Here is a 25,129-nt window from a genome sequence, read left to right on the forward strand (position 1 = left end):
ATGGCGGCCCTGGTGCTGTTCGGCGGCGGCGGCGACCTCGCCATGCGGATGCTGCTGCCCTCGCTCTATTTCCTCGAGCACGACGGGCTGCTGCCCGACGGCCTGAAGATCATCGGCGCGGCCCGTTCGGACGAAAGCCGTGACGAATACGTCGCCAGGGTCCGGGCCGCGGTCGAGGGCAAGGCCCAGGCCGACGACGCCTGGTCGGACGCGGCCTGGACGCGCATGGAGGCCCGCCTCGACTATCTGGCCGTCGACGCCACCAGCGCGGAAAGCCTGAAGCCGCTCAAGGACAAGGTCGGCGACGGCGCCTGCACCAGCTTCCTCGCCGTCTCGCCCTCGCTCTACGCCCGCATCGTCACCGCCATGCGCGCCGCCGGCCTGGCCGAATCCGACGACCGGGTGGTTCTGGAAAAGCCGGTGGGCCACGACCTCGAGAGTTTCCGCGAGATCGACGACGCGGTGGCCGACGCCTTCTCGGAACAGCAGGTGTTCCGCATCGACCACTATCTCGGCAAGGAGACGGTCCAGAACCTCATCGCCCTGCGCTTCGGCAACACCATCTTCGAGCCGCTGTGGAACAACCTCTCGATCGACCATGTCCAGATCACGGTCGGCGAGACCGTCGGCGTCGGCGACCGCTGGCCCTATTACGACGAGTACGGAGCATTGCGCGACATGCTCCAGAACCACATGCTCCAGCTGCTCTGCCTCGTGGCCATGGAGCCGCCTTCCGACCTCGACCCGGACTCGGTGCGCAACGAGAAGGTCAAGGTTCTGCGCTCGCTGCGCCGGATCAGTCCCGAGGAGGCCGAGCGCGTCACCGTGCGCGGCCAGTACGTCGCCGGAACCGTCGAGGGCAACCCGGTCAAGGGCTATGACGAGGAACGCGGCGCGGCCTCCGACACCGAGACCTTCGTCGCCATCCGCGCCGACATCGACAACTGGCGCTGGGCCGGCGTCCCCTTCTTCATGCGCACCGGCAAGCGCCTGCCCGAGAAGCGCACCGAGATCGTCATCCAGTTCAAGCCGCTGCCGCATTCGATCTTCGACAACGACCGCGGCCAGGTGCAGGCCAACCGCCTCGTCATCGCCCTGCAGCCCGAGGAAGACATCTCCCTGTCGGTGATGAACAAGAAGCCCGGACTGGATCAGCGCATGCAGCTGCAGCCGATCCAGATGTCCCTGTCCTGGGGGCAGAACGACAAGGACGCCAGGCCGCCGCGCCGCCGCATCGCCTATGAGCGGCTGCTCCTCGACGCCCTGAACGGCGACTCCACCCTGTTCGTCCGCCGCGACGAGGCCGAGCAGGCCTGGAAATGGGTCGACGAGGTCTCCGAGGCCTGGCAGGGCGCGGCCTTCAAGCCGAAGGACTATGCGGCTGGAACCTGGGGCCCTCAGGAGGCGGAGTATCTCCTCTCCCGCACGGGCCGCCAGTGGAACACGGGCGATGCGTGACGTTTTCCTTTTTTGTCCGTCATGCTCGGGCCTGGCCCGAGGATCAGAGGCGACGGCGAGAGCGTTGTCTGCCGGTCAGGCGCGGAGCGACGGATCATCCGATCCTCGGCTCAAGCCCGCGGATGACGGCTTTAGAAGCGACGCGCGATGACGGCTCCCACGATCCAGACCTTCCCTGACGGTTCGAGCTGGGCCGCCGCCTGCGCCGCACGCCTGACCGACACCCTCGCCGCCGCCCTCGCCGAAACCGGCAAGGCGGTGTTCGCCGGCGCGGGCGGTTCGACTCCCGCGCCGATCTATCGCCGCATGGCGCAGGCGAATCTCGACTGGTCCCGCGTCGCCGTCACCCTGGTCGACGAGCGCTACGTCCCCGAGACCTCGCCCGAGTCCAACGCCGCCCTGATCAAACAGGCCCTGCTGACCGGCCTGGCCGAGGCCGCCCGGTTCGTGCCGCTGTACCATTCCGAGGTCACCGTCGACCGCGCCGCAGCCTTCGCCGCCCACGCCCTCGCCGCCGAGGGGGGACGTCTCGACGCGGTCCTTCTCGGCATGGGGGAGGATGGCCATATCTGCTCCATGTTCCCGAACAGCCCGACCCTGAAGACCCTGCTCTCCCCCACCCTGCCGCCGACCGTTCTGGGCGTGCCCCCGGGGCGCGACGGCGCGGCGCCCAGCCTCGAGCGGCTGTCGATCAACCTGCCCTATCTCATGGGCGCCCGCTGCGTCGTGCTGGCCCTGACCGGCGCCGCCAAGCGCGCCGTGTTCCAGCGCGAGGCCGCCGGCGACCCCCGCGTCCAGCCCATCGCCGCGCTTGTCGCGGCAAACGTCCCGCTCGACGTTCTGTGGACGGAGAAAGCGTGATGCCGAAACTGCACCCCGTCGTGGCCGAGGTCACCGCCCGCATCGTGGAGCGTTCGAGGTCGACCCGCGCCGACTACCTGCGCCGCATGGACGCAGCCCGCGACTCCGGCGCCGGCCGCGCCAAGCTTTCCTGCGCCAACTGGGCCCACGCCTTCGCCGGCGCCCCGGTCAGGGACAAGCTCACCGCCATGTCGGGGACCCAGCCCAACGTCGGCGTCATCACGGCGTACAACGACATGCTGTCGGCGCATCAGCCGTTCGAGCGCTTCCCGCAGATCATCCGCGACGCCGTGCGCGCGGTGAACGCCACCGCCCAGGTCGCCGGCGCCACGCCCGCCATGTGCGACGGCGTCACCCAGGGGCGGCCGGGCATGGAGCTGTCGCTGTTCAGCCGTGACGTCATCGCCATGTCGACCGGCGTCGGCCTGACCCACGACGCCTTCGACGCCGTCGTCGCCCTGGGCGTATGCGACAAGATCGTGCCCGGCCTGTTCATGGGGTCGCTGGCCTTCGGCCACCTGCCGGTGGTCTTCGCCCCGGCCGGCCCCATGCCCTCGGGCATCGCCAATGCCGAAAAGGCCCGCGTCCGCGCCCTCTACGCCCAGAACAAGGTGAGCCGGTCCGAGCTGCTGGAAAGCGAGATCGGCAGCTACCATTCACCGGGCACCTGCACCTTCTACGGCACCGCCAACTCCAACCAGATGATGATGGAGCTGGGCGGCCTGCACCTGCCCTCGACCGCCTTCGTCCACCCCGAGACCGGCCTGCGCGACGCCCTGACGGCGGCGGCGGCGAAACGGGCCGTCGAGCTGGCCCGCAGCGGCCAGGGCCGGATGGCCGACGTCATCTCCGAGAAGTCGATCGTCAACATGATCGTCGCCCTGCTGGCCACCGGCGGCTCGACCAACCACGCCATCCACCTGGTCGCCATGGCCCGGTCGGCCGGGGTGCTGATCGACTGGACCGACATGGACCAGCTCAGTTCGGTCACCCCGCTTCTGGCCCGGGTCTATCCCAACGGCTCCGCCGACGTGAACGCCTTCCAGGCCGCCGGGGGCGTCGCCTTCGTGACGCGCGAACTGGCTGAAGCCGGCCACATCCACTCCGACGTCACGACCGTCATGGGCGAGGGCATCCATCCCTATTTCCGGGAGCCGGTCATGATCGACGGCGAGCTGGTGTGGAAGGACGGCATCACGGAAAGTCTGGACACGGACATTCTTCGCCCCGCCTCCAACCCGTTCGACACCGAGGGCGGCCTGCGGCTCGTCCAGGGCGACCTCGGCCGGGCCGTGATCAAGGTCTCGGCGGTCAAGCCCGAAAACCGCATCGTCGAGGCCCCCGCCGCCGTGTTCGAGACCCAGGAGGACGCGCTCCAGGCCTTCAAGGACGGGAAGCTGGATCGCGACGTCGTGGTGGTCCTGCGCTTCCAGGGCCCGAAGGCCAACGGCATGCCCGAACTGCACAGCCTGTCGCCCGCCCTGTCCGTGCTTCAGGACAAGGGCTTCAAGGTCGCCTTCGTCACCGACGGCCGCATGTCCGGCGCCTCGGGCAAGACGCCCGCCGCCATCCACGTCTCGCCCGAAGCCCTCGCCGGCGGACCGCTGGCCCATGTCCGGGACGGCGACATCATCCGCCTCGACGCCGACGCGGGCGTGCTGACCACCATCGGCGCGCCCGACCTGACCGCCCGACCGCCCGTCCCCCGCTCGACGGTTCACGCCGAGGGTTCGGGCTGGGGCTATGGCCGCGAACTCTTCGCCGCCTTCCGCCACGTCGTCTCGACCGCGGAAGAGGGCGCCTCGGTCTGTTTCGCCCCGCCCGTCGGCGCCCCGGCCCAGATCGACACGCCGCCCGACAACAACCTCGTCGACCGCGCGGTCGACGCATGACCCGCCCTCAAACAGAGAGCCGCCGCGCGGCGAACGATAGGGACCAAGGATGACCATCGCCTGGGACAAGACCCTGCTCGTCGGCGACGTCGGCGGCACCAACGCCCGCTTCGCCCTCGCCCATATGGTCGAGGGAAGGCCGGTGCTCGAACACCACCAAAGCTTCCCCGCCGAGACCTATCCCACCTTCCTCAAGGGGGTGGCCGCCTTCATCGAGGGCTGCGAGATCAAGCCGACCGGCGGCGTCATCGCCGTGGCCGGGCCGGTCACCGACGGCGAGATCGACCTGACCAACTCGCCATGGCGCGTGTCCGAGTCCGAGCTCCAGACGCTGGGCCTGAATCCTGTCCGGCTGATCAACGACTTCGAGGCCCTCGCCTGGGGCGCGCCGGTGGTGCCCGACGACATGCTGGCCTCGCTGGGCGGCCCCGCCGAGGGAGAGCCCCACGCCGCCATCGCCGTGCTCGGCCCCGGCACCGGCTTCGGCGTGTCCGCCCTGGTGCGCGACGGTCGGGGCGGCGAGATGGCCATGCCGTCCGAGGGCGGACACGCCTGTTTCGCGCCGGGCGACGCGGTCGAGGACGAGATCCTGCGCATCCTGCGCCGCCGCTACGACCGCGTCTCGATCGAGCGGCTGATCTGCGGTCCCGGCCTGCTGAACATGCACCGGGCCCTGGCCGAGATCGACGGGCGCGAGAGCCATATCGACGACCCCGCCCAGATCACCACCGAGGCGCTGGAGAACGCCGACAGTCCGTGCGGCGCCACCCTCGCCCGCTTCTGCGCCATCCTCGGGGCCGTGGCCGGCGACATCGCCCTTACCACGGGGGCGCGCGGCGGCGTCTACATCGCCGGCGGCATCGCCCCGCGCATCCTGCCCTTCCTCAAGGCCAGCCCCTTCCGCGAGCGGTTCGAGCGCAAGGGCCGGTTCCAGGACTATATGGCGGCCATCCCGACGAAGGTGATCCTGCACAAGCACGCCGCCCTGCTGGGGGCCGCCCGCGTGGCCTTCGCCGAAGAAAATTGACGTTCCAACACTTTTTTCTCACGGGACCGTGAACCGAAGCGTCGCGGCTGAGTTATCCGGTTTCCACTCTGGAAGGATATCCTCATGCGTAAACTGATCATCGCCTCCGCCGCCATCTTCGCCCTGGCCGGCGTCGCCGCCTGCGAAAGCCAGGCCGACAAGACCGCCGAAGTCCAGGCCGACGCCCTGGAAGAACAAGCTGCTGCGGCTCCGACCGAAGCCGCTGAAACGGCCCTGAACGAAAAAGCCGACATGATCGAGCAACAGGCCGGCAACGCTGACGGCGGCGCCACCACCGCCAACACGCCGAACACCTCGCCGTCGACGGCGAACCCGGGCCAGTAAGACCCGGACAGCCGGGGCCTTCATGACCCCCGGTTTTTTCTTCGGAAAGTCAGCCCCCGTCGCGCAAGCGGCGGGGGTTTTTCGTTTGGGAGAGGGCGGTGAGACAAGCTCCAGGCGGAGCGCGCTACATCAGGCGTTCGTAGGTCACCACAATCAGGGGCTGGCCCTCCGCGTTCGGATAATAGACCCGGCCCTCATTCGCGGTCGCGCCGACCTGTTCGAGTTTCATCTCGCTCAAGAAGCGAAGTCGCCGCTCGGCCTCCGTCGTGGAACCCGCAAGCGTGTGGTCAAAACGACAGTCGGACAATCCCCCTTCACGGACCACGCAGCTGAGATCGGCAGGCGCGGGCGGCGGGGGCGCGGGAGGTGCTGTGTCGCGACCTCGCGCTCCACCGCTAACACTGCGGCTACGCCTTTGTCGCCGCGGCCCGCGCGCAATCTCCTCGGCATTGTCAACCTGCCACTGGCTCTTCAGATCGTCGCCGGCCCGGGGAAGCAGGTCTCGTTCGTCGCTCGCCGCGTATCCACATGCGGTCAGCACCCGATCGAGATTCCCGTTCTGGGTCGGCAGGTCGAAGATTGCATGAACCGGAGCGGCGCTCCCGGCCCGCGACCTCAGCTCAAATACGCCCCCTCCCCGCAGGAAACGAGCGTCGCGCCCGCTCACCGAAGCGGTGAAGGCCGTTGTTCCGGGCTCCGCGAACCATGTCTGGGTATCTTGCCGCCCATCAGCTCGCGACGCCGCCAGGATGCGGGTTCGTTCCGTTGACGCCGGCAGACCCACAAGGACCACCCGCAAGCCGGCCGGCGCGCACTGGACCACGACTGCTTGGCCGTCCTCATAGCGCACGGTGGCCGCCGACAGGTTTCGTGCGGCATCGGCGGCGAACTCCCAGTCGTCGTCCTGCGGCATAACCGGGTTCGTCGCGAGACCGGTCGGCGCCAGCATCGACAAGGCCGACCACAGTCCGGCCCAGATCAATCCATTCATTCGAGGTCCCCGCTCCCAGTGAACGAGAACACACATCTTGGCCGGAGCGGTCAAGCAAGCGACAGTTCAGGCGCCCCGCTTTTCGACAGACCGTGGCCAGGCCAGGGGCTGGTGCGGAATGGCGGTCAAACCTTCTTCGGCGGCCACGGAATGAAGGCGCTGGTGCGCCGCACATAATCCTCGTAGCCGGGCTTCGACTTCGCCGTCGCCTTCTCGGTGATGCCGATGCCGGACCAGCGCGTCAGGGTGAAGGTCAGGAAGATCGGGCCGGCGATCGCCCAGACCCCCGGCCCCGTCTCGGCCGCGATCAGATACAGTCCCCACCAGACGCAGGCGTCGCCGAAATAGTTGGGATGCCGGGTCCAGCGCCACAGGCCCGTGTCCAGCACCTTGCCCCTGTTCGTCGGGTCCTTCTTGAACGCCGCCAGCTGGGCGTCGCCGATGCTCTCGAAGCCGATGCCGATGACCGCCAGCACCGCCCCCGTCCAGCCGATCCAGCCGACCGTCGGCGCATAGGCCACCTGCCCCAGCTGCACCGGCAGCGATGTCAGCCAGGCCAGCACCGCCTGCGGCAGGAAGACGAACAACAGGGCCGTCTTGCCGAAGGCCCAGCCCCTGGTCTTCTCCTGGGTCTCGACCAGTTCGACATAGCGTGCGTCCGCGCCGTTGCGCCGCCACCGACTCAAAAGGTGCCAGCCCAGCCGGATCGCCCACACCCCGACCAGCCAGACCAGCAGCCATTTGCGCGTCGGATCGCCATCGGTGCGCGGAAAGGTGGCCAGCGCCAGCATCAGCATGCCGAGCGGCCAGACGCCGTCGATGAAGCTGACGTCCTTCAGCCGCAGGGCGACCCGCCACAGCCCCAGCATCACCGCGACGATCAGGGCCAGGTTCAGGCCCAGCAGGGCGGCGATCTCGATCAGGCTCATGGCTCAGGAACGGCGCCGCGAGAGGTTCGGATGCACGGTCAGTCGACGCACAGGGTGGCCTCGGCCTTGCCGTCCTCGACGCGGGTGAAACAGCCGAAGCGGTTGCTGTCGGCCTGACAGATACCCGCCACCGCCGCGCCTTCCGCCGGACGCGCCGCGACGTCCGCGACGCGGCACTCGCCCGCGCACTGGTCGCTGTCGGTGCAGCGTTTGCCGGCGTCGGCGTAACGCACCACGCACTGCATCGTCTGCATCCGGCCGACCGGCTGCATCCGCCCGCCGCGCGCCAGACAGTCCGCCGCCGCCGCGCTCTCCGGGACGGCCACCGGCGCCGGCTCGTTGCCGAAGCCGAGGTCGCCCTTCTCCGGAACCGGCTGGCAGGCGGCCAGCAGAACGGCCGCGATCATGGCAAGGCGCTTCATTCCACTTGTCCCTTCTGGAACCCGGTCCAGACGTCGTCGTAGTCCAGCTGCATCGTCGGGCTGGTTTGCGCCCATTCCGTGGTCCGGATCGGCAGCCGTGTCTCGAACATGAAGGCCAGGGTGTCGGCGATCTTCACCGGCTTCAGATCCGCGGCCACCGCCTTGTCATAGGACGCCTGATCCGGCCCGTGCCCGCTCATGCAATTGTGCAGCGAGGCCCCGCCGGGGGCGAAGCCGCCCTCCTTGGCGTCGTATTCGCCGGTCACCAGCCCCATGAACTCGCTCATGACGTTGCGGTGGAACCACGGCGGACGGAAGGTGTCCTCGGCCACCATCCAGCGCGGCGGGAAGATGACGAAGTCGCAATTGGCCGTTCCCGGCGTATCGCTGGGCGAGGTCAGGACCGTGAAGATCGACGGATCCGGATGGTCGAAACTGACGGTGCCGATCGTATTGAACCGTGCGGTGTCGTATTTGTAGGGCGCCAGGTTGCCGTGCCAGGCGACGACATCCATCGGGCTGTGGTCGAAGGTCGTGACGTACAGCCGGCCGCCGAACTTCTGTATGCACTCGGTCGGGCGATCGACATCCTCGAAGGCCGCGACGGGCGTCAGGAAATCGCGCGGATTGGCCAGGCCGTTCGAACCGATCGGCCCCAGGTCCGGCAGGCGGAAGGCGGCGCCGTAATTCTCGCAGACATAGCCCCGGATCGCTCCCGAACACTCCACCCGGAACCGCACCCCGCGGGGAATGACCACGACCTCGCCGGGCCTCGCGTCGATCCGCCCCATCTCGGTGACGAAGGCCTGGTCGCCCAGTTGCGGCACGATCAAAAGCTCGCCGTCGGCGCAGTAGAAGACCCGGTCCGTCATCGACCGGTTGGCGGCGTACAGGTGGATGCCGATCCCCGACAGCGCCTCGGGATCGCCGGTCCCGCCATAGGTCGTCAGCCCCTCGACCCAGTCGGTCGGCTCTGTCGGCATCGGCAGCGGGTCCCAACGCATCCGGTTGGGCGACGGCGGCGCCTCATGGAACGGCCCCGACCGCACACGCGCCTGCGGAAACGGCTGATAGGCCGGATGCTGGGCGCTGGGCCGCAGCCGGTACAGCCACGACCGCCGGTTCTCGCTGCGCGGCGCGGTGAAGGCCGTCCCCGACAGCTGTTCGGCGTACAGCCCCATCGGCGCCCGTTGCGGTGAATTCCGCCCTTCGGGCAGGGCGCCGGCCACGGCCTCCGTGGCGAAATGATTGCCGAAGCCGGTCAGGTATCGAGGCGCGTTGGTTCGCGTCGTCATGGCGAGTGTCTCCCTGTCCATCGATCTAGGACAGGCCGGACCGATTGGCCACTCCGGCGTGATCCGGAGGCGCGGGCGCCGACTAGAACCCCTGGCTTCGCGCCATCCGCTCCTGATGGAATCCGGCGTCGCCGAGCAGTTCGTTGAGCACACGCACCCGTTTCATGAACAGGCCGACGTCGAATTCGTCGGTCATGCCGACGCCGCCGTGCATCTGCACCGCTTCCTGCACCGCCAGTTCGGCCACCCGCCCGGCCTTGGCCTTGGCCACGGACACCACCAGTCCCGCGTCCTCGCGCCCGACGTCCAGCGCGTTGAGCGCCCCCGCCGTCGCCGCCCGGGCGATCTCGATCTCCGAAAACAGATGCGCCGCCCGATGCTGCAGGGCCTGGAATTCGCCGATCAGCTTGCCGAACTGTTTGCGCGTCCGCAGATAGGCCATCGTCGTCTGGAAGGCTTGGTCCCCCGCCCCGTTCAGCGACGCCGCCGCGCACGCCCGGCCCAGATTCAGCGCGCCCTCCAGCAGGGCCTCGCCGCCGTCGACCGCGCCGATCACGGCGTCCGCATCGACCTCGACATCGGTCAGGGTCACCCGCGCCGCATTGTGCGCATCGACCATGACGGTGCGCTCGATCTCCACGCCCGCCGTCGTCGGATCGACCAGGAACAGCGTCAGCCCCGCATCCGTCCGCGCCGCCACGATCACGGCGTCGGCCACATGGCCGTCGAGCACGAAGCCCTTGGCCCCGTTCAGCCTGAATCCGTTGCCCGACCGCTGGGCCGTCGTCGCGATCCGCGCCGGCGCATGCTTGGGGCCTTCGTCCACGGCCAGCGACACGATCGCCTCGCCCGCCGCGATCCGGGGCAGCCACGCCGCCTGCTGCTCCGCCGATCCGCCCTTGAGCACCGTCGCCGACAGCACGCCGGTCCCCAGGAAGGGCGACGGCGTCAGCGTCCGCCCCAGGGCCTCGGCCAGCACCCCGGCCTCGACCGCGCCCAGCCCCGAACCGCCGTGGTCCTCCGAAATGAGAACCCCTGCGAACCCCATCTCCCCGAACGCCCGCCACAGGTCGCGCGACACGCCGTCCGCGTCCCTGCTGTCACGCAGCTTGCGCAGATGGGCGATCGGCGCGTGCTCGTTGAGGAAGCCGTCGGCCGCCGCCTTCAGCATCGCCTGCTCTTCGGTCAGGATCAGGGGCATTTTCGGCCGCGTCTTTCTCGTCGTCATCCTCGGGCTTGACCCGAGGATCAGATGTTCCGTCGCTCGTTCATGAGGGATGGTCCGACGGTCCCGTCCGCCCCTCAGCCACTCGTCGCCCCGACGTCTGGCCCTCGGGTCAAGCCCGGGGGTGACGGCGGCATGGGGCGCTACGCCCCCGGCAGTTGCAGCAGGTGTTTGGCGATGATGTTGAGCTGGATCTCGCTCGTCCCGCCCTCGATGGAATTGGCCTTGGTGCGCAGCCAGTCGCGCGCCGCCGCCCCGTGGCGCGAGCGCTCGCCCTCCCATTCCAGCGCGTCCGACCCGCCCGCCGCCATCAGCAGCTCATGCCGTCGCTTGTTCAGCTCGGACCCATAGTATTTCAGCATCGAGGCGATCGCCGGGTGCGCCTGCCCCGCCTTCACCTGATCGCCCGTCCGCTCCATGGCCAGACGGAAGGCGGCGGCGTCCACTTCCAGCTCGGCGATCCGCGCCCGGAGCATAGGCGCGTCCAGCCGCCCGTCGTCGTCCAGGCCGATCGATCCGGTCGCCACCTGACCGAGCGGCCGCCCGCCGCCGACCTCGCCCATGGCCCCGATCATGGTCCGCTCATGCGCCAGCAGGTGCTTGGCCACGTCCCAGCCGCGGTTCAGCGTGCCGACGAGGTTCGCCTTCTCCACCCGCACGTCGTCGAAGAAGGTCTCGCAGAACGGGCTCTTGCCGCTGATCAGGGTGATCGGCCGCGTGCTTACGCCCTTCGTCGCCATGTCGAACAGGACGAAGGAGATGCCCAGATGCTTGGGCGCCTCCGCATCGGTCCGCACCAGGCAGAAGATCCAGTCCGCCTTGTCGGCGTAGGAGGTCCAGACCTTCTGGCCGTTGACGATCCAGTGGTCTCCCCGGTCCTCCGCCCGGGTCTGGATCGCCGCCAGATCGGACCCGGCCCCCGGCTCGGAATAGCCCTGGCACCAGCGGATTTCGCCGCGCACGATCTCGGGCAGGAAACGCTGCTTCTGTTCCTCGGTCCCGAAGGCCAGCAGCGCCGGCCCCAGCATCCAGACCCCGAAACTGGCCAGCGGCGCCTGGGCGTCGATGCGGCGCATCTCCGACGCCAGAACCTTGGCCTGTTCCCGGCTCAGCCCGCCGCCCCCGTATTCGGCCGGCCATTCCGGCGCGGTCCAGCCGCGCGCGCCCATCCGCTCCAGCCAGGTCCTGTGCGCCGGCGTCGGGAAGACGGCGTTGCGCCCGCCCCAGACCCGGTCGTCGTCGCTCTCCACCGGCCCGCGGCACTCCGCGGGACAGTTGGCCTCGAGCCAGGCGCGGGTCTCCGCGCGGAACGCATCAAGATCGGTCATGCTGAACCCTTGTCATCCCGGCGAAAGCCGGAACATTAGCAGCGATTCACGAGTGACGTAGCGTCAGCCCCCGCCCGGCAGGAAGGGCGAGAAGGTGATGACCGTGAAGGTGTCGCGGATATTGGCCCGCGTCTGCACCGACTTGGTCACGAAGGTGCCGATGTCCATCTCCTTCGGCAGCTGGAATTTGGCCAGCAGGTCATACTGGCCCGACGTCGAATAGACCTCCGAGACGAATTCGACATTGTCCACCATGTCGGCGGCCACGTCGTTGGCGTGACCCAGCTCGCATTTGATGAAGACGAAGATGGCGGTCATCATGGCGGCGGTCCTCCGGTGCGTGGAGGTTCATCTAGCGGATGGTTGCGTGACGGGTAAGAGCGAAGCGGTCATCGACCTCGAGGCCGAATACAACAACCGCGCCCGCGTGCCCGACCATCCCGCCGTCATGGCCATGTGGCGCGAAACCGCCGAAGCGGCCCGCACCGCCCATCCGCCCGTCGAGATCGCCTACGGCAAGGGCGAACGCGAGGTCATGGACCTGTTCGAGGCCGACCCGGACGCCCCGGTCGCCGTCTTTCTGCACGGCGGCTACTGGCAGGCGCTGGACAAGGGCTGGTTCAGCGGCCTCGCCCCCGCCTTCCTCGCCCACGGCGTCAGCCTCGCCGTCCCCTCCTATGACCTGGCCCCTGCCGTCCGCCTCGGCCGCATCCTCGGTCAGGCGCGCGAGGCGGTGGCGATTATCCGCGCCCGCACGGGGACCCGCCCCGTGGTGTTCGGCCACTCCGCCGGCGGGCATATGGCGGCCTGCATGCTGTCCGAGGGCCGCGCCTCGGCCGCCGTCGCCATCAGCGGCGTCTTCGACCTGCGCCGGCTCGTCCCCACCTCCCTGAACAAGGCGCTCGATCTGGATGAGCGCGAGGCCGCCGCCCTGTCGCCCCTCTTCTGGCCCGTGCCCAACGGTTCGACGCCCGGGGGCACGATCCTGGACTGCGTCGTGGGCGGGGAAGAGAGCCCGGAGTTCCTGCGCCAGTCGCGGCTGATGGCCGACCACTGGGCCGCCAACGGCGTCGAGACCCGCTACGAGGCCCTGCCCGGCCTGAACCATTTCACCGTGCTGGACCCGCTGTTCGACGCGGACAGCCCGCTGGTGAAGCGGATCGTCGGCCTGGCGAAGGCCGCCTGATCCGCTTCCTGTCGGCTTAACGGCGCGTCGCGTCGCCCGCGACCTGCCCCACCGTGCCGACGGTGTTATCGACCACACCGCCCGGCTGCAGGGTCGTATTGGCCACGCCGCCGACCGTGTTGACCGTATTGTCCACCGTGGTGAGCAGCCGCTCGAGGATTTCCGGATTCCGGTCGATGGTCGTCAGGGTTCGGTCGATGATGGCCTGGACATTGTCCAGCCGCACCTTCAGCAGCACCTGGGCGCTGACGCCCTTGATGCTTATCTTGACGTTGTCGACCGAGACGTCGGCGCCGGCGCTCAGGTGCAGCAGATTGGCCAGCCGCGCTTCCAGAGCGATCTTGGCCTGGAGGTTTTCCACCTCGATCGTGATCTCCTCGACCGACAGGTTCGGGATATCCAGCAGCACATCCGGCTCGGCCGAGGGGCTGGAGGGCGGCGTCGCGCTCTGCGCGGACAGGGGCTGAACCGGCTGGACCTGCATGCCTCCGGCCGGGGACTGGGCCGCGGCGTGGCCTGCGGCGGCCAGAAGAATTACGGCTGCGCCGCTCGCCAGTAGATGCTTCATCGAGGGTCTCCTTGGGGTGGGTCAGGCGCGTCGCTCGGACGCACATCGGCTTGGGGGGACGCCGGGGCGGCGTCGGGGACGGCGATCGTCGCGGCCGCTGTCAGGTTCCACTGGACGTTCCGGAATGTCCTTTGACCGGGAATCGGTCGCGGCAGGCCGGTCGACAGGTTTTCCTCGATCACGGATCCCGACGGCTCGGCCCAGGCCCGGACTCTCACCGTCCCGACCTGCCGCCATCGAATCTGGTCGGCATGGGCCGATATCGACAGGCTTATATCCGGCTCAGCGGCAGACGGCGGCGGGATTGCGACCGGCGACGCCTGCCCTGCGGCGGCGAGAAAAAATGACGAGAATGCGGCGATCATGGGATGGAAAAGTCGTCAGCGGGATTCCGGTTCCGGCATCCTGGCCGGGGCTGCGGAGCCCAGGGCTCTATCGGCCTGCGCTCCTCGATTCATCGCTTGACCGAAGCGAAGAATGGTCGTGTCTGCGCGCGGTCGGCCGCCTCTCCTCGCGGTCGGTTGCGTACTCGGGGATTCATGTTTCGCCTTCTTCGAAAGTTCCTCCGCCGCCTTCGCTGCCGACGCCATCGCTGGCGTCCGGACCGCCGCGTCTCGGGGCGTGAGTTCTGCGACCTCTGCGGCGCCAGGCGACGGGTGAACTGAGCGTCCGGACCGGGTTTCGAAACACAAAGTTCCCCGCTCCCCGCGCCGGCGCTTTCCCGCGATGCGGCGGGTGGGATAAGCATGGCGCATCGCCGGACCGATCGGCGGGGGAAGAACCATGCGCCACGACCGCCTCTCCGTCCTGACCGCCCTCGAGTCCCAGGGCGTGGCCCCGGTCTTCTATCATCCGGATCCGCAGGTCTGCCTGAACGTGATCCGCGCCTGCGCCCGCGGCGGGGCGCCCGTGATCGAATTCACCAACCGCGGCGACTTCGCCTGCGACCTGTTCGGCGACATCGCCCGCGAACTGCAGAAGACCGACCCGGACATCATCCTCGGCATCGGCTCGGTGGTCGATGCGGGCACGGCGAGCCTCTACCTCAACCGCGGCGCCCGTTTCGTGGTCAGCCCCTGCCTGGTCCCGGATGTCGCCCGCGTCTGCAACCGGCGCATGACGGCCTATTTCCCGGGCTGCGGCTCAGTCACCGAGATCGGCCAGGCGCATGAACTGGGCTGCGAGATCGTCAAGCTGTTCCCGGGCGCCAGCGTCGGCGGCCCGGACTTCGTCAAGGCGGTGCTGGGCCCCATGCCCTGGACGAAGATCATGCCGACGGGCGGCGTCGACCCCGACGAGGCCAGCATCGCCAGATGGTTCGGCAGCGGCATCGTCGCCGCCGGCATGGGTTCGAAACTGATCACCGACGCGGCGGTCAAGGCCGGCGACTGGGCCGGCGTCGAGGCGAATGTGCGCAGGACGGTGGACGCGATCGCGAGCTTCCGGGGACGCTGAACCGTCTCCTCCCTGTCGCGCAGCGATGGGGAGGAGACGGAGCTCCCCTACAGCCCCAGCGTCGCGCTGTTCAGATCCAGCTCCGCCGCCGGGATCACCACCACGTCGGGATGGGCCGCCCGCAGGGCGTCGATGAACATCGCCGACTGGCCCACGACCACGACATAGGCCTGATCCGACCCGACCCCTTGCGCCGCCGCCATCACGCCCTCGGGCGTGGTGGCGTTGATCCTGGCGGGATAGGTCTCGACCTCGGTCAGCGGCAGGCCATAGGTGACCAGGTCCGCCAGCACCCCGCCCAGACCGCCCGTGGTCTCGACCGCGCGCGAGAAGCCGCCGGTGATGAAGGCCTCGCGGTCGGTCACGGCCTGGTCGGTCACCGCCTCGGTCTTCAGCCGGTCGAACTCGGCCAGCACCAGGGCGACGACCTCGGCGGCGCTTTCGTTCTTGGTCTGGGTCGCGGCGGACAGCAGGCCGCCGTCCACCCGCGCGCCCAGGGTCGAGCTGGCGCCGTAGGACAGGCCGCGTTTGGCCCGCACCTCCTGGAACAGGTGACCGTTCTGGCCGCCGCCGATGACGCTGTTGACCACCGCCAGCGGATAGAAGGCTTCGTCCGACCGGCGCGGTCCACGCACGGCCGCCGCGACCGCCGCCTGTCCGGCGCCGGGCAGGTCGACCACGACGATGCGCGGCGCCGGTCGTCCACCCGCCCGGTTCGGGACGGTCGGAACCGGGTCCGACGGCCGTTCCCAGCCGCCCAGGGTGCGCTCGGCGAAGGCGAAGGCCTGCTCCGGCTCCATGCCGCCCGTGATGATCAGGGCCGCGTTGTCGGGCCGCCACCAGCGGTCATGGAAGTCGACGACCTGGTCGCGCGTCAGGGTCGCGACCGAGGTCGGCGTCCCCGCGGCCGGCGCTCCATAGGCCGCGCCCCCGAAGGCCAGCCGGTTCAGCACCTGCGACGCCAGGTTTCCAGGATCGCGCAGGGCGACGGTCAGGCCCGTGACCGTCTGGGTCCGGCTGCGCTCCAGCTCCGCCGCGGCGAAGGTCGGCCGCATCACCACGTCGGCGAACACCGATCCCGCCTGGTCCGCGGACGCAATGGGAGCGGACAGGGACACCGAGCTGGAATCCGCGCCCGCGCCGCTGTTCAGGTCGGCGCCCAGCGCCTCCAGCGCCCGCGCGATCTCGGGGGCCGACCGTTCGCCCGCGCCCCGCGTCGCCAGATTGGCGGTCATCGAGGCCAGACCCGGCTGGCCGGCGGGATCCCCGGCCGCGCCTCCCGCCATCCTCAGCTGGACGTTCATGATCGGCAGGTTGGTCGACTTGGCCGCGATGACGCGCAGGCCGTTGGACAGGGTCCGCTCCACCACGCGCGGCGTGGCCATGGCCCGGACCGGCCCCGGCGCCGGCGGGGCCATCCGCTGGCCCTCGGGCAGCAGTTCATTGGCCGGCAGGATGGCCGGCGGCACGGTCAGATAGGTCGGCACGGGCGCCGGATTGCGCCAGCTGTCCTCGGGCGCGCCGGCGGGCCGGGCGCTCTCGTCCTGATAGCGCACCGCCACCCGGGCCTGGTCGTCGAGATACGTCCGCGCCACCCGCTGCACGTCCGCCGCGGTCACGGCCTGCACCGCGGCCAGCCGTGCGTCGGGCGCCCCGGGATCATTCTCCGAAACGATGGCCTGACCGAGGATGAAGGCCCGGCCCGAGGCCGTCTCGCGCTGGCGCAGCTCGGCGGCGATGATCTCTGTCTTGGCCTCGGCCAGTTCGGCCGCGGTCACCGGCTCGTCGCGCACCCGCGCCAGTTCGATGTCCAGCGCCGCCTCGAGGTCGGTCATCGACTTGCCGCGCGCCACCGTGCTGGTCACGCCGATCGAGCCGTCCTCCTCCATGCTGTTGGCGCCGAAATTGGCGGTCGAGGCCAGCTGCTTGCCGTAGACGAGGGCCTGATACAGGCGCGAGCTGTCACCGCGCGACATGATGGCCTGCAGCACGTCCAGGGCGGCGGCGTCGGGGTGGTTCGCCGCAATGCCGGGATAGAGGACGCCCACCGCCGGCATCGGCACATTGGGGGCATAGGCCTCGACCCTGCGCGGCGCGGTGCGCGGCGTTTCGACGGGCCGCTGGAACACCGGCACGGGACGTTCCGGGTTCGGAATGCCGGCGAAATACTGGTCGACCCAGCGGTCCAGCTGCGCCGGATCGAAATTGCCCGACACGATCATCGTCGCCGTGGCGGGGCGGTAGTAGGCCTCGTGGAAGGCCCGGGCGTCGTCGATGACGGCTGAATCCAGTTCCTCGATCGAGCCGATCACGCTGCGGCGGTAGATGCTTTCGTCGAAGCTGTTGTCGCCGATCACGAACCGCTGGAAGCGGCCATAGGGCGGGGCCAGCACCCGCTGGCGCAGCTCTTCCTTGACGATCGAACGCTCTGCCTGGAACACGGCGTCATCGACCACCGGCCGCGCCATCCGCTCGGCGTGGGTCCACAGCATCGTCTCCAGGTACTGCGGCGGCACGGTCTCGTAATAGTTGGTGAAATCCTGCCCCGTGGAGGCGTTGCGCGAGCCGCCCGCGTTTTCGACCAGGGTCGAGATCTGGCCATAGGGCAGGTTGACCGTCTTGCGGCTCAGGATGTGTTCGAACAGGTGGGCGAAGCCGCTGCGGCCCTGCGGATCGTCCTTGCCGCCGACGTCGTACCAGAGGGTCACCGTCACCGTGCCGGCCGTGGCGTCCGGCATGGCGTAGACGTCGAGCCCGTTGGCCAGCTCGCGGTGGGTGTATTCCAGCGGCGGCACGCTGATCGGCGCGGGCGCTGTCTGGGCGAAACCCGGTCCGGCGGCGAGCGTAGAAAGCGTCAGGAGCGAAGCCCCCAGAAGGGCGGCGGTGCGTGTCATGTCGGCGATCCCCGGAGCGGCGTCTGAACGGATGCGGGACCCTATCAGCCGATCTCGCGGGCCATAGTTACGTCGCGGTAATGATCGCCTCGACCTCGGCCCGCGTCGGCAGCGAGGGCTGCGCCCCGGCCCGCGTCGCCGCCACCGCCCCCGCCGCGCAGGCGAACCGCAACGCCGGCTCGGCCGCCATCCCCTCCAGCAGGGCCACGCAGATCGCCCCGACGAAGGCGTCGCCCGCCCCGGTCGCGTCCAGCGGCCGGATCCTGGGCGGCGTCGCCCGGGCGACCTCGGCCCCGCGCTGGTACATGACCGCGCCCCGCGCCCCGAGCGTCACCACCACCCGACCGCCGCCGTGATGCAGCAGGTCGCCGTAGAATTCGGCCTCGGTCTCATTGACCACCAGCAGGTCGGCGCGGCGCAGCAGCTGGTCCGACACCGGCGCCGCCGGGGCCAGGTTGACGCAGACGAACTCGGTCGCCCGCCCCACCGCCGCCTCGACCGTCTCGACCGGCAGCTCCAGCTGCAGGATCAGCGGGGTTTCGATCCGCGCCGGCAGCTGTTCGGGCATGACGCTGTGATTGGCCCCCGCCGCGACCACGATCTGGTTCTCGCCCTGGGGATCGACGGCGATCAGGGCCACGCCCGTCGGCGCCGCGGCGTCCGTGATCACCCCGGCGACATCGACGTCCTCGGCCAGCAGCAGGCCCATGGCCTCCTCGGCCATGCCGTCGCGCCCCACCCGGCCGATCAGACAGACCTCGGCGCCGAGCCGCTGCGCCGCCAGCGCCTGGTTGGCGCCCTTGCCGCCCGGATGCCGCGCCAGGGTCGCCCCGGTCACGGTCTCGCCCGCGCGCGGCAGACGCGGCGCCGAGGCGACGAAATCCAGATTGATCGAACCGATGACGGTCAGCCTCACCTCACCGCCTCCGCGATCAGGTCGAAGACCCCGTCCGCGTCCGCCGCCGCCGCCCAGCGGTGCGGCAGCGGTCCCGCCACCGCCTCGCGGAACTCGACCGCCGTATGGCCGCGCGTCAGGTCGCTGTGCGTCTCCACCGCGATCCGGCAGGCCTTCAGCTCGAACAGCCCGGGCCGCAGCAGCCAGGCCACCGGACACGGATCATGCACCGGCGGCGCGTCCCAGCCGACGATCCTGCGCTCGACCCTCTGCGAGAACCGCATCATCGCCGCCGCCGCATCCGCCATGGGAGTCCCGACCGCCTCCAGCGCCGCGATCCGCGCGTCGGTCGCCCGCACCTGATGCGTCGCGTCCAGCCCGAACATCACCAGGTCGCAGCCGGTCGCCAGCACCTCGGCCGCCGCCTCGGGATCGGCCCAGATGTTGAACTCGGCCGAGGCGGTGATGTTGCCGCCCTCGGATCTCGCCCCGCCCATGACCGCCACCGTCCCCAACCGGTCCGCCAGCCCGGGCGCCTTGCGCAGGGCCAGGGCCAGATTGGTCATCGGCCCCAGCACCGCCATCGCGACCGACTTCTCCGGCCGGCCCATGACCAGGTCGATGATGGCGTCCGCCGCATGGCCATCCGCGCACGGAGCATCCGGCTCGAACGGCGTCAGGTCGCCCAGCCCCTCGGCGCCGTGGAACTCGCCCGCCCCGGCCGGCTCGCGCCGCAACGGCCGCTCCGCCCCCATGAAGACGGGCACGTCCTCGCGCCGGGCGATCTGGCGCAGGATGCGGGCGTTTCGCGCCGTCTTCTCCACCGGCACATTGCCGCCCACGGCGGTGACGGCCAGCAGCTCCAGCTCGCCCGACCCGAAGGCGAGCATCAGCGCCACGGCGTCGTCCACGCCGGGATCGCAATCGATGATGAGGGACAGGGTTTTCACCGGATCAGGTTTGAAGCGGGTCGCCCCGATAGGCAACTCTCAGCCGGTCACTTGCACCGGTTCACGCACGCCTGCGCCAGCACCTCGGCCGAATCCACCAGCGGCACGGACACGTCCTCGCTCCCCAGCAGCAGCGGCACCTCGGTGCATCCCGCGATCACCGCCTCGGCCCCGGCCGCGACCAGGGTCGCCGCCAGACGCCGCATCTCGGCGCGCGGCGCCTCGCCCAGGTCGCCGCGCTTGACCGCATAGACGCAGGCCATGAAGGCCTCGCGCGCGGGGCCGCTCAGGCGCACGATCTTCACGCCCTTGCCCTGCAGGGCGCGCGCGTACAGGGCCTCGCCGCCGGGCGTGGCCAGGACGCCGATCTTCTTCGCCCCGCCCGCCGCCGCGGCCTCGGTCGTTTCGGCGATCATGTCGACGAAGGGCAGGCCGACCTTCTTGATCCCCGCCGCCTGGGCGTGGGCGGTGTTGCACGGCATGCACAGGACCTGGGCCCCGGCGTCGCGCAGCCGCATCGCCATCTGCCCCAGGGTCGCCTCGGCGGCGTCGGACTGGCGGTTGCGGTCCGGCACCTGCGGGTTGATGTCGGCGATGATGCGGATGTGATCCTGATCGCCCTGCGCCGGCGTCAGCGCCTGCACCCGCGCCAGAAACGCCACCGTCGCCGCCGGCCCCATGCCGCCCAGCACTCCAAGAACCTTGCCCATCAGAGCGAACCCTCAATCTCGGCCTGGTACCCGAACAGGCCTTGCGCCCCTCCGGTGTGCAGGAAAACCACCGTCTCGTTCTCGAACCGGCCCGCCTTCGCCAGGGCGATCAGCCCCTTCATCGCCTTGCCGGTATAGACCGGATCCAGCACGATCGCGTCGGTCCGGGCCGCCAGTTTCAGCGCCTCGATCACGGCGCCGTCGATGAGGCCGTATCCCTCGCCCACATAGTCGCAGTCGGCGACCACCATCCGGTCCTCGACCGCGTCCGGCCGTCCCAGCAGGGCCGCCGTCTCGCGCGCCAGCTTGAGCACATTCTCTTCCTGCCTGGCCTTCGGCGCCCGCACCCCGATGCCCAGCACCGGAATGTCGGCCCCCATGACCGCCAGCCCGGCCACCAGGCCGGCGTGGGTCCCGGCGCTGCCCGTCGCCGTCACGATCCGGTCGATCTGCATATCCAGCTCGTCCGCCTGGACCACGATCTCGCGGGCGCAGTCGACATAGCCCAGGGCTCCGACCGGGTTCGAGCCGCCGCCGGGGATGATGTAGGGCTTGCCGCCCCGGGCCCGGACCTCGGCCGCCGTCTTCTCCAGTTCGGCCGGCATGTCGCTGCCGCCGGCCACGGTGCGGATGCCCGCCCCGAACAGCCGGTCCATCAGCACATTGCCGTTGCGGGTGTAGTCGATGGCTTTCGACCCCGTCCGCTCTTCCAGGATGACCTCGCAGGCGAAGCCGTGCGCCGCCGCCGCCGCCGCCGTCTGGCGCACATGGTTCGACTGCACCGCGCCCTGGGTGACCAGGGTGTCGGCCCCCTGCTCCATCGCGTCGCCCAGCAGGAATTCCAGCTTGCGGGTCTTGTTGCCGCCCCCGGCGAGGCCGGTGCAGTCGTCGCGCTTGATCCAGATCTCGACGCCCAGCGCCTCGCTCAGCCGCGGCAGCGGCTCCAGCGGGGTCGGCAGATGGGCGAGACGGACGCGGGGAAAGCGGGCGAGATGCATGGTGGAGCTCCGATGTGGGCCCCTTCTAGACGCCTCCGCCCGATTTGCCGAACCGCTTCGCCGTTGTCCCGGGCTGAGGGCCCGCCAGCCCCGGCGCGCCGTGGGTCCGGATGGGATCCGCGGCTGTCGCCGGCTGATCAGGCCGGCGCGGAGGCTCTGGCCGCGTCGGCCTTTTGCAGCGCGTCCAGCAGAATCGCGACCACCTCGCGCGGCGTCAGCTCGTCATGGTCGGTCAGACTGTCCAGGGCCGCGCCGTGAACCGGCGTGATCCGCGCGTTGGCCATGGACCAGCGGCTGAACAGCCGCTCGGAGATCGGCTCGCGACCGATCAGGGTGACGTCGCGGTGACGGGGGTCGTTTTCCAGCCGCCGCAGCAGGGCGTCCAGCGCCTGCCCGGATCCCTCGACGACCTGGATATAGCGGTCCCGGTGCGCGGCCAGCACGCCCGTCAGGCCGTCCCGGTCGTTGTTGCGCTGCGACTCGGCCAGAATGACCGCCAGGTTGCCAAACGAGGCGGTGGTGCCCGTCGCGGTGCTTTCATAGACCAGCCGTTCCAGACCCAGACTCATGTTCACCCTCTTTGCGTCGAGCCTTAATGCGGGGCCGCCGTCCCGGTTGCAGGCCGCTAAAGATTTGCCCCTGAACGGAAATGTCCGTTTCCCGACATCCGCTCGTCCGGCGCGCCGGCGCGAGCCCGGGAAAATTTTTAACCGGCGCGGAACGGTTTTTGAAGACCGCAGTTTCCCCATCGGACCTTGCGGCGATGCGCGCTCGACAGAGTCCTCCGCGGCCCGGTCTTTGCCACGCCCCCCGACGCAGACCGGGCCGCATCTTCCTCTTAACCCGGCCCCGCTTGCCGACTCAGGTCGCGCGGACCGATGCTGTGCGCATGGCCGAATCGCCCGCCCCCGTCCTCGCGAGACTGCGTGACCGAAACGCCACCGAGACCGCCATCGTCGCGGCCGGCGAGCGCATCCTGTTGCGCGACGGCTTTCCCGGCCTGAACGTCCAGACCCTGGCCGCCGAAGCGGGCTGCGATCGCAAGCTGGTGTACCGCTATTTCGACGGCGCCGACGGGGTGGTGACGCGCATCGCCGACCGCGCCCACGCGGCCCTCGCCGCCAGCCTCGCCTCCATTCCGCAGGTCGAAACCGCCTCCTTGCGGACCTTCGCCCGCATCAGCCTGCTGACCTGGCTGGCCGCCCTGCGCGCCAGCCCCCTGAGCCTGCGGTTGATGGCCTGGGCCCTGGTCGAGGATTCCGACCGCTTGCGCCGGATAGAGGCGGACCGCGCCGCCGTGCTGCAAAACTGGATGCGCGAGCGGCGTCCCCGTCTGCGCGTCCCGCCCGAGGGTGATCCGACCGCCCTGAACGCCGTCCTCCTGGCCGCCGTCCAGCACCTGGCCCTTTCGGCCGAACGCCGCGGCGGCGTCGCCGGTCTGGCCCTCGACGCGGAAGGCTGGCCCCGCGCCGAGGCCGCGCTGGACCGCCTGTTGCTCGCCTTCCCGGACTGATCGGGAGCTTCGGCGCTCCGGAGGCGTTGGGGACCCGATGATCGCCAGGCTCGCCATCAACCCCGGCCGGGAGCGCACCTATGCCGCGGGCCTGGGGCGCGCCTTCGGCGGAGCCCTGATCTTCGCCTTCCCCCTGTTGATGACGATGGAGATGTGGGCGTTCGGCGTCGCCATCCCGCCCGCACGCCTGATCGCCCTCGTCCTGCTCGGTCTGCCGCTGCTGTACGGCCTGTCCGACTACGCCGGCTTCGACGCCCGGCGCGGCTGGCGCAACGACCTGTTCAACACCCTGTCCGCCCTGGCCGTCGGCTTCGCCACCGCTGCGGCCTTCCTCGCCCTGTTCGGCCTGCTGGGTCCCGACGTCACGGCGGCGGAGGCCATGGGCCGGATAACCCTGCAGGGCGTGCCCGCCGCCATCGGCGCGACCCTCGCCCGCCGCCAGCTCAGCGCCGGCGCCGAGGAGGGCGCCGAGGACACCGCGCCCTATTATGGCGAGCTCTTCCTGATGGCCGCCGGCGCCCTGGTGCTGGCCTTCAATGTCGCCCCGACGGAAGAGGTCATACTGATCGCCTGGCAGATGGCCGGCTGGCAGATCCTGCTGCTGGCCCTGCTCTCGATCGTCCTGCTGCACCTGCTGGTGTTTTCGGTGGGCTTCGCGGGTCAGGAGTCCGCCAGCCACCCCGGCGCGGCCCTGTTCCTTTTCACCATCGTCGGCTACGCCATCGCCCTGCTGGTCAGCCTGTTCGTGCTGTGGGTGTTCGGGCGGCTGGACGGCCAGGCGCCGGCGATGATCGTCTCAACCACCGCGGTGCTCGCCTTCCCCGCCGCCCTCGGAGCCGCCGTCGCGCGGCTGCTGGTCTGATCCCATGGCCCGAAAGCCCGCCTCCGCCCGCCCGTCCCCCGCCGGCAGGCCCCCTGCGTCGCGGCCCCTGCTCGAATGGGCCGTCGCCGGCCTCGGCCTGGTCGTGACCGTCGGGGTGCTGATCGTGCTGGCCCTCGCCGCCCTGGCGCCCGCCTCGCCGCCGGAGCTTTCGGCGCGCGCGGCCTCGGTCACCCCGGTCGCCGCCGGCTTCCGGGTCGAGGTCGAGGTCAGCAACAGCGGCCGCGAGACCGCCGCCGCCGTCGAGGTCGAGGGCGTCCTGACCCCGCCCGCCGGCGCCCCCGAGACCGCATCCGCCACCCTCGACTACGCCCCCGGGGGCGGCAGCGAGACCCTGACCCTGCTGTTCCGCGAGGACCCGCATCAGGGCCGGCTCGAGCTGACGGTGCGCGGCTGGTCCGAGCCCTGAGCCTTGCCGATTGAAGCGCGCGCCGGTCGGGCGTAGGGTCGCGCCGTTCTCCGGGGGGTCGCATCCGAGCGGCTGAGATTGGCGTGATCGCCTGACCCGTCGAACCTGATCCGGGTCATGCCGGCGAAGGGATGGGAAACGCTCGGTCCACACGACAGGACCACCATGCCGACGTCGGCGCCCTCAACACCGAGGCCGCCATGAACATCGCCGTCACCCCGCCCGTCACGCCCGCCGAGCCCAATGTGGATCTGGCCCTCAAGGACGCCCGCGAGGCGGTGATGAAGGAGACCGGCACCATCCCGACCGGCGAACGCGCCGGGTCGCGCAAGGTCTATGTCGCCGGCGAACTCTATCCCGACATCCGCGTCCCCTTCCGCGAGGTCGCCGTCCACCCCAGCGCCAATGAGCCGCCGGTGACCATCTATGACTCCTCGGGCCCCTATACCGACCCGACCGTGACCATCGACATCAAGCGCGGCCTGCCGCTGGTGAAGTCGTCGTGGCAGCTCGACCGCGGCGACATCGCCCCGGTCCTCAACCCCCGCGAGGTCAGGCCCGAGGACAACGGCCACGCCTCGGGCAAGAACCTCGCCCCCCGTTTCGACACCTCGAACCACAAGGTCTTCAAGGGCGTCGAGGGCCGCCCGGTGACCCAGTACGAATACGCCAAGGCGGGGATCATCACCCCCGAGATGGAATACGTCGCCATCCGCGAGAACCTGCGCCGCGAACAGTCCGCCCCCTGCATCCGCGACGGCGAGGACTTCGGCGCCAGCATCCCCGACTTCGTCACGCCGGAGTTCGTGCGTCAGGAGATCGCCCGCGGCCGCGCCATCATCCCGCACAACATCAACCACCCCGAGGTCGAGCCGATGATCATCGGCCGCAACTTCCT

The 25,129-nt window shown here is 70.1% G+C and carries 26 protein-coding genes and 1 riboswitch; of the genes, 11 read left to right on the forward strand and 15 right to left on the reverse strand.

What is annotated here, in order from left to right; translation table 11 throughout:
• From zwf to ASD25_RS10520, 5 genes are all read left to right on the forward strand, one after another.
• Entirely contained in the window at positions 1 to 1,458 is a 1,458-nt protein-coding gene (gene zwf / locus ASD25_RS10500) for a glucose-6-phosphate dehydrogenase (protein WP_055827596.1), read from the forward strand.
• A 147-nt stretch (positions 1,459 to 1,605) separates the two neighbouring features.
• Positions 1,606 to 2,319, forward strand: coding sequence for a 6-phosphogluconolactonase (gene pgl / locus ASD25_RS10505; RefSeq protein WP_055827594.1), 714 nt, complete (start codon positions 1,606 to 1,608; stop codon positions 2,317 to 2,319).
• Positions 2,319 to 4,211, forward strand: coding sequence for a phosphogluconate dehydratase (gene edd / locus ASD25_RS10510; RefSeq protein ID WP_055827590.1), 1,893 nt, complete (start codon positions 2,319 to 2,321; stop codon positions 4,209 to 4,211). Before pgl ends, edd begins: the two co-directional genes overlap by 1 nt.
• Before the next feature lie 49 nt (positions 4,212 to 4,260).
• Positions 4,261 to 5,238 (forward strand): glucokinase, encoded by a 978-nt coding sequence (glk, locus tag ASD25_RS10515; protein ID WP_055827587.1) that lies wholly within the window; start codon positions 4,261 to 4,263, stop codon positions 5,236 to 5,238.
• 84 nt (positions 5,239 to 5,322) lie between these two features.
• Complete coding sequence (locus tag ASD25_RS10520) at positions 5,323 to 5,583, forward strand: hypothetical protein (protein ID WP_055827584.1); 261 nt, start codon at positions 5,323 to 5,325, stop codon at positions 5,581 to 5,583.
• A 124-nt stretch (positions 5,584 to 5,707) separates the two neighbouring features.
• Here the strand turns inward: ASD25_RS10520 and ASD25_RS30360 are convergent, their stop codons facing one another.
• The 7 genes from ASD25_RS30360 to ASD25_RS10550 all read right to left on the reverse strand — a co-directional run bounded on the left by ASD25_RS30360 (position 5,708) and on the right by ASD25_RS10550 (position 12,094).
• The gene (locus ASD25_RS30360; RefSeq protein ID WP_156376893.1) at positions 5,708 to 6,574 is read right to left on the reverse strand and encodes a hypothetical protein; all 867 of its coding nucleotides are present in this window, start codon (positions 6,572 to 6,574) and stop codon (positions 5,708 to 5,710) included.
• A 125-nt stretch (positions 6,575 to 6,699) separates the two neighbouring features.
• On the reverse strand, positions 6,700 to 7,503 hold the full coding sequence (locus ASD25_RS10525) for a DUF1295 domain-containing protein (RefSeq protein ID WP_055827579.1): 804 nt from the start codon (positions 7,501 to 7,503) through the stop codon (positions 6,700 to 6,702).
• Positions 7,504 to 7,541: 38 nt separating this feature from the next.
• On the reverse strand, positions 7,542 to 7,925 hold the full coding sequence (locus ASD25_RS10530) for a hypothetical protein (protein ID WP_055827571.1): 384 nt from the start codon (positions 7,923 to 7,925) through the stop codon (positions 7,542 to 7,544).
• Positions 7,922 to 9,220 carry a homogentisate 1,2-dioxygenase gene (gene hmgA, locus ASD25_RS10535; RefSeq protein ID WP_200943596.1) on the reverse strand — a complete coding sequence of 433 codons (1,299 nt, stop codon included), beginning with the start codon at positions 9,218 to 9,220 and terminating at the stop codon, positions 7,922 to 7,924. Before hmgA ends, ASD25_RS10530 begins: the two co-directional genes overlap by 4 nt.
• 82 nt (positions 9,221 to 9,302) lie before the next feature.
• On the reverse strand, positions 9,303 to 10,448 hold the full coding sequence (locus ASD25_RS10540; protein WP_235562703.1) for an acyl-CoA dehydrogenase family protein: 1,146 nt from the start codon (positions 10,446 to 10,448) through the stop codon (positions 9,303 to 9,305).
• Between the two features lie 140 nt (positions 10,449 to 10,588).
• Positions 10,589 to 11,773, reverse strand: a complete 1,185-nt coding sequence (locus ASD25_RS10545; RefSeq protein WP_055827563.1) for an acyl-CoA dehydrogenase family protein — start codon at positions 11,771 to 11,773, stop codon at positions 10,589 to 10,591.
• A 63-nt stretch (positions 11,774 to 11,836) separates the two neighbouring features.
• On the reverse strand, positions 11,837 to 12,094 hold the full coding sequence (locus ASD25_RS10550) for an Lrp/AsnC family transcriptional regulator (RefSeq protein ID WP_055827560.1): 258 nt from the start codon (positions 12,092 to 12,094) through the stop codon (positions 11,837 to 11,839).
• Between the two features lie 46 nt (positions 12,095 to 12,140).
• On the opposite strand from ASD25_RS10550, the gene ASD25_RS10555 reads away from it, so the two are divergent.
• Entirely contained in the window at positions 12,141 to 12,959 is an 819-nt protein-coding gene (locus ASD25_RS10555) for an alpha/beta hydrolase (protein WP_055829628.1), read from the forward strand.
• 16 nt (positions 12,960 to 12,975) lie between these two features.
• On the opposite strand, the gene ASD25_RS10560 is transcribed toward ASD25_RS10555, so the two are convergent.
• The gene (locus ASD25_RS10560; protein WP_200943597.1) at positions 12,976 to 13,527 is read right to left on the reverse strand and encodes a hypothetical protein; all 552 of its coding nucleotides are present in this window, start codon (positions 13,525 to 13,527) and stop codon (positions 12,976 to 12,978) included.
• Positions 13,524 to 13,892 (reverse strand): hypothetical protein, encoded by a 369-nt coding sequence (locus ASD25_RS30365; protein ID WP_156389276.1) that lies wholly within the window; start codon positions 13,890 to 13,892, stop codon positions 13,524 to 13,526. Before ASD25_RS30365 ends, ASD25_RS10560 begins: the two co-directional genes overlap by 4 nt.
• Positions 13,893 to 14,310: 418 nt before the next feature.
• On the opposite strand from ASD25_RS30365, the gene ASD25_RS10565 reads away from it, so the two are divergent.
• A complete protein-coding gene (locus ASD25_RS10565; RefSeq protein ID WP_055827558.1) occupies positions 14,311 to 14,982 on the forward strand; it encodes a bifunctional 4-hydroxy-2-oxoglutarate aldolase/2-dehydro-3-deoxy-phosphogluconate aldolase in 672 nt (223 codons plus the stop codon).
• Between the two features lie 47 nt (positions 14,983 to 15,029).
• Here the strand turns inward: ASD25_RS10565 and ASD25_RS10570 are convergent, their stop codons facing one another.
• From ASD25_RS10570 to ASD25_RS10595, 6 genes are all read right to left on the reverse strand, one after another.
• A complete protein-coding gene (locus ASD25_RS10570; protein ID WP_055827554.1) occupies positions 15,030 to 17,876 on the reverse strand; it encodes a pitrilysin family protein in 2,847 nt (948 codons plus the stop codon).
• Positions 17,877 to 17,943: 67 nt separating this feature from the next.
• Positions 17,944 to 18,792 (reverse strand): ribokinase, encoded by an 849-nt coding sequence (locus ASD25_RS10575; RefSeq protein ID WP_055827552.1) that lies wholly within the window; start codon positions 18,790 to 18,792, stop codon positions 17,944 to 17,946.
• Positions 18,789 to 19,721 (reverse strand): nucleoside hydrolase, encoded by a 933-nt coding sequence (locus ASD25_RS10580; RefSeq protein ID WP_082560071.1) that lies wholly within the window; start codon positions 19,719 to 19,721, stop codon positions 18,789 to 18,791. Before ASD25_RS10580 ends, ASD25_RS10575 begins: the two co-directional genes overlap by 4 nt.
• A gap of 47 nt (positions 19,722 to 19,768) precedes the next feature.
• Positions 19,769 to 20,431, reverse strand: coding sequence for an aspartate/glutamate racemase family protein (locus ASD25_RS10585; RefSeq protein ID WP_055827549.1), 663 nt, complete (start codon positions 20,429 to 20,431; stop codon positions 19,769 to 19,771).
• On the reverse strand, positions 20,431 to 21,429 hold the full coding sequence (locus ASD25_RS10590) for a D-cysteine desulfhydrase (RefSeq protein WP_055827546.1): 999 nt from the start codon (positions 21,427 to 21,429) through the stop codon (positions 20,431 to 20,433). The genes ASD25_RS10585 and ASD25_RS10590 overlap by 1 nt, the downstream gene beginning before the upstream one ends.
• A 137-nt stretch (positions 21,430 to 21,566) precedes the next feature.
• Positions 21,567 to 21,998 carry a BLUF domain-containing protein gene (locus ASD25_RS10595; RefSeq protein WP_055827543.1) on the reverse strand — a complete coding sequence of 144 codons (432 nt, stop codon included), beginning with the start codon at positions 21,996 to 21,998 and terminating at the stop codon, positions 21,567 to 21,569.
• Positions 21,999 to 22,318: 320 nt separating this feature from the next.
• Here ASD25_RS10595 and ASD25_RS10600 point away from each other — a divergent pair, with 320 nt between their 5' ends.
• From ASD25_RS10600 to ASD25_RS10615, 4 genes are all read left to right on the forward strand, one after another.
• Positions 22,319 to 22,942 carry a TetR/AcrR family transcriptional regulator gene (locus ASD25_RS10600; RefSeq protein ID WP_055827540.1) on the forward strand — a complete coding sequence of 208 codons (624 nt, stop codon included), beginning with the start codon at positions 22,319 to 22,321 and terminating at the stop codon, positions 22,940 to 22,942.
• A gap of 37 nt (positions 22,943 to 22,979) precedes the next feature.
• On the forward strand, positions 22,980 to 23,804 hold the full coding sequence (locus ASD25_RS10605) for a TIGR02587 family membrane protein (protein WP_055827538.1): 825 nt from the start codon (positions 22,980 to 22,982) through the stop codon (positions 23,802 to 23,804).
• Between the two features lie 4 nt (positions 23,805 to 23,808).
• Positions 23,809 to 24,231 (forward strand): hypothetical protein, encoded by a 423-nt coding sequence (locus ASD25_RS10610; RefSeq protein WP_055827535.1) that lies wholly within the window; start codon positions 23,809 to 23,811, stop codon positions 24,229 to 24,231.
• A gap of 41 nt (positions 24,232 to 24,272) precedes the next feature.
• Positions 24,273 to 24,381, forward strand: a riboswitch (TPP riboswitch).
• Between the two features lie 131 nt (positions 24,382 to 24,512).
• On the forward strand, positions 24,513 to 25,129 hold a 617-nt coding region (locus tag ASD25_RS10615), incomplete at its 3' end, for a phosphomethylpyrimidine synthase ThiC (protein WP_235562705.1).

It is taken from the genome of Brevundimonas sp. Root1423, assembly GCF_001426805.1.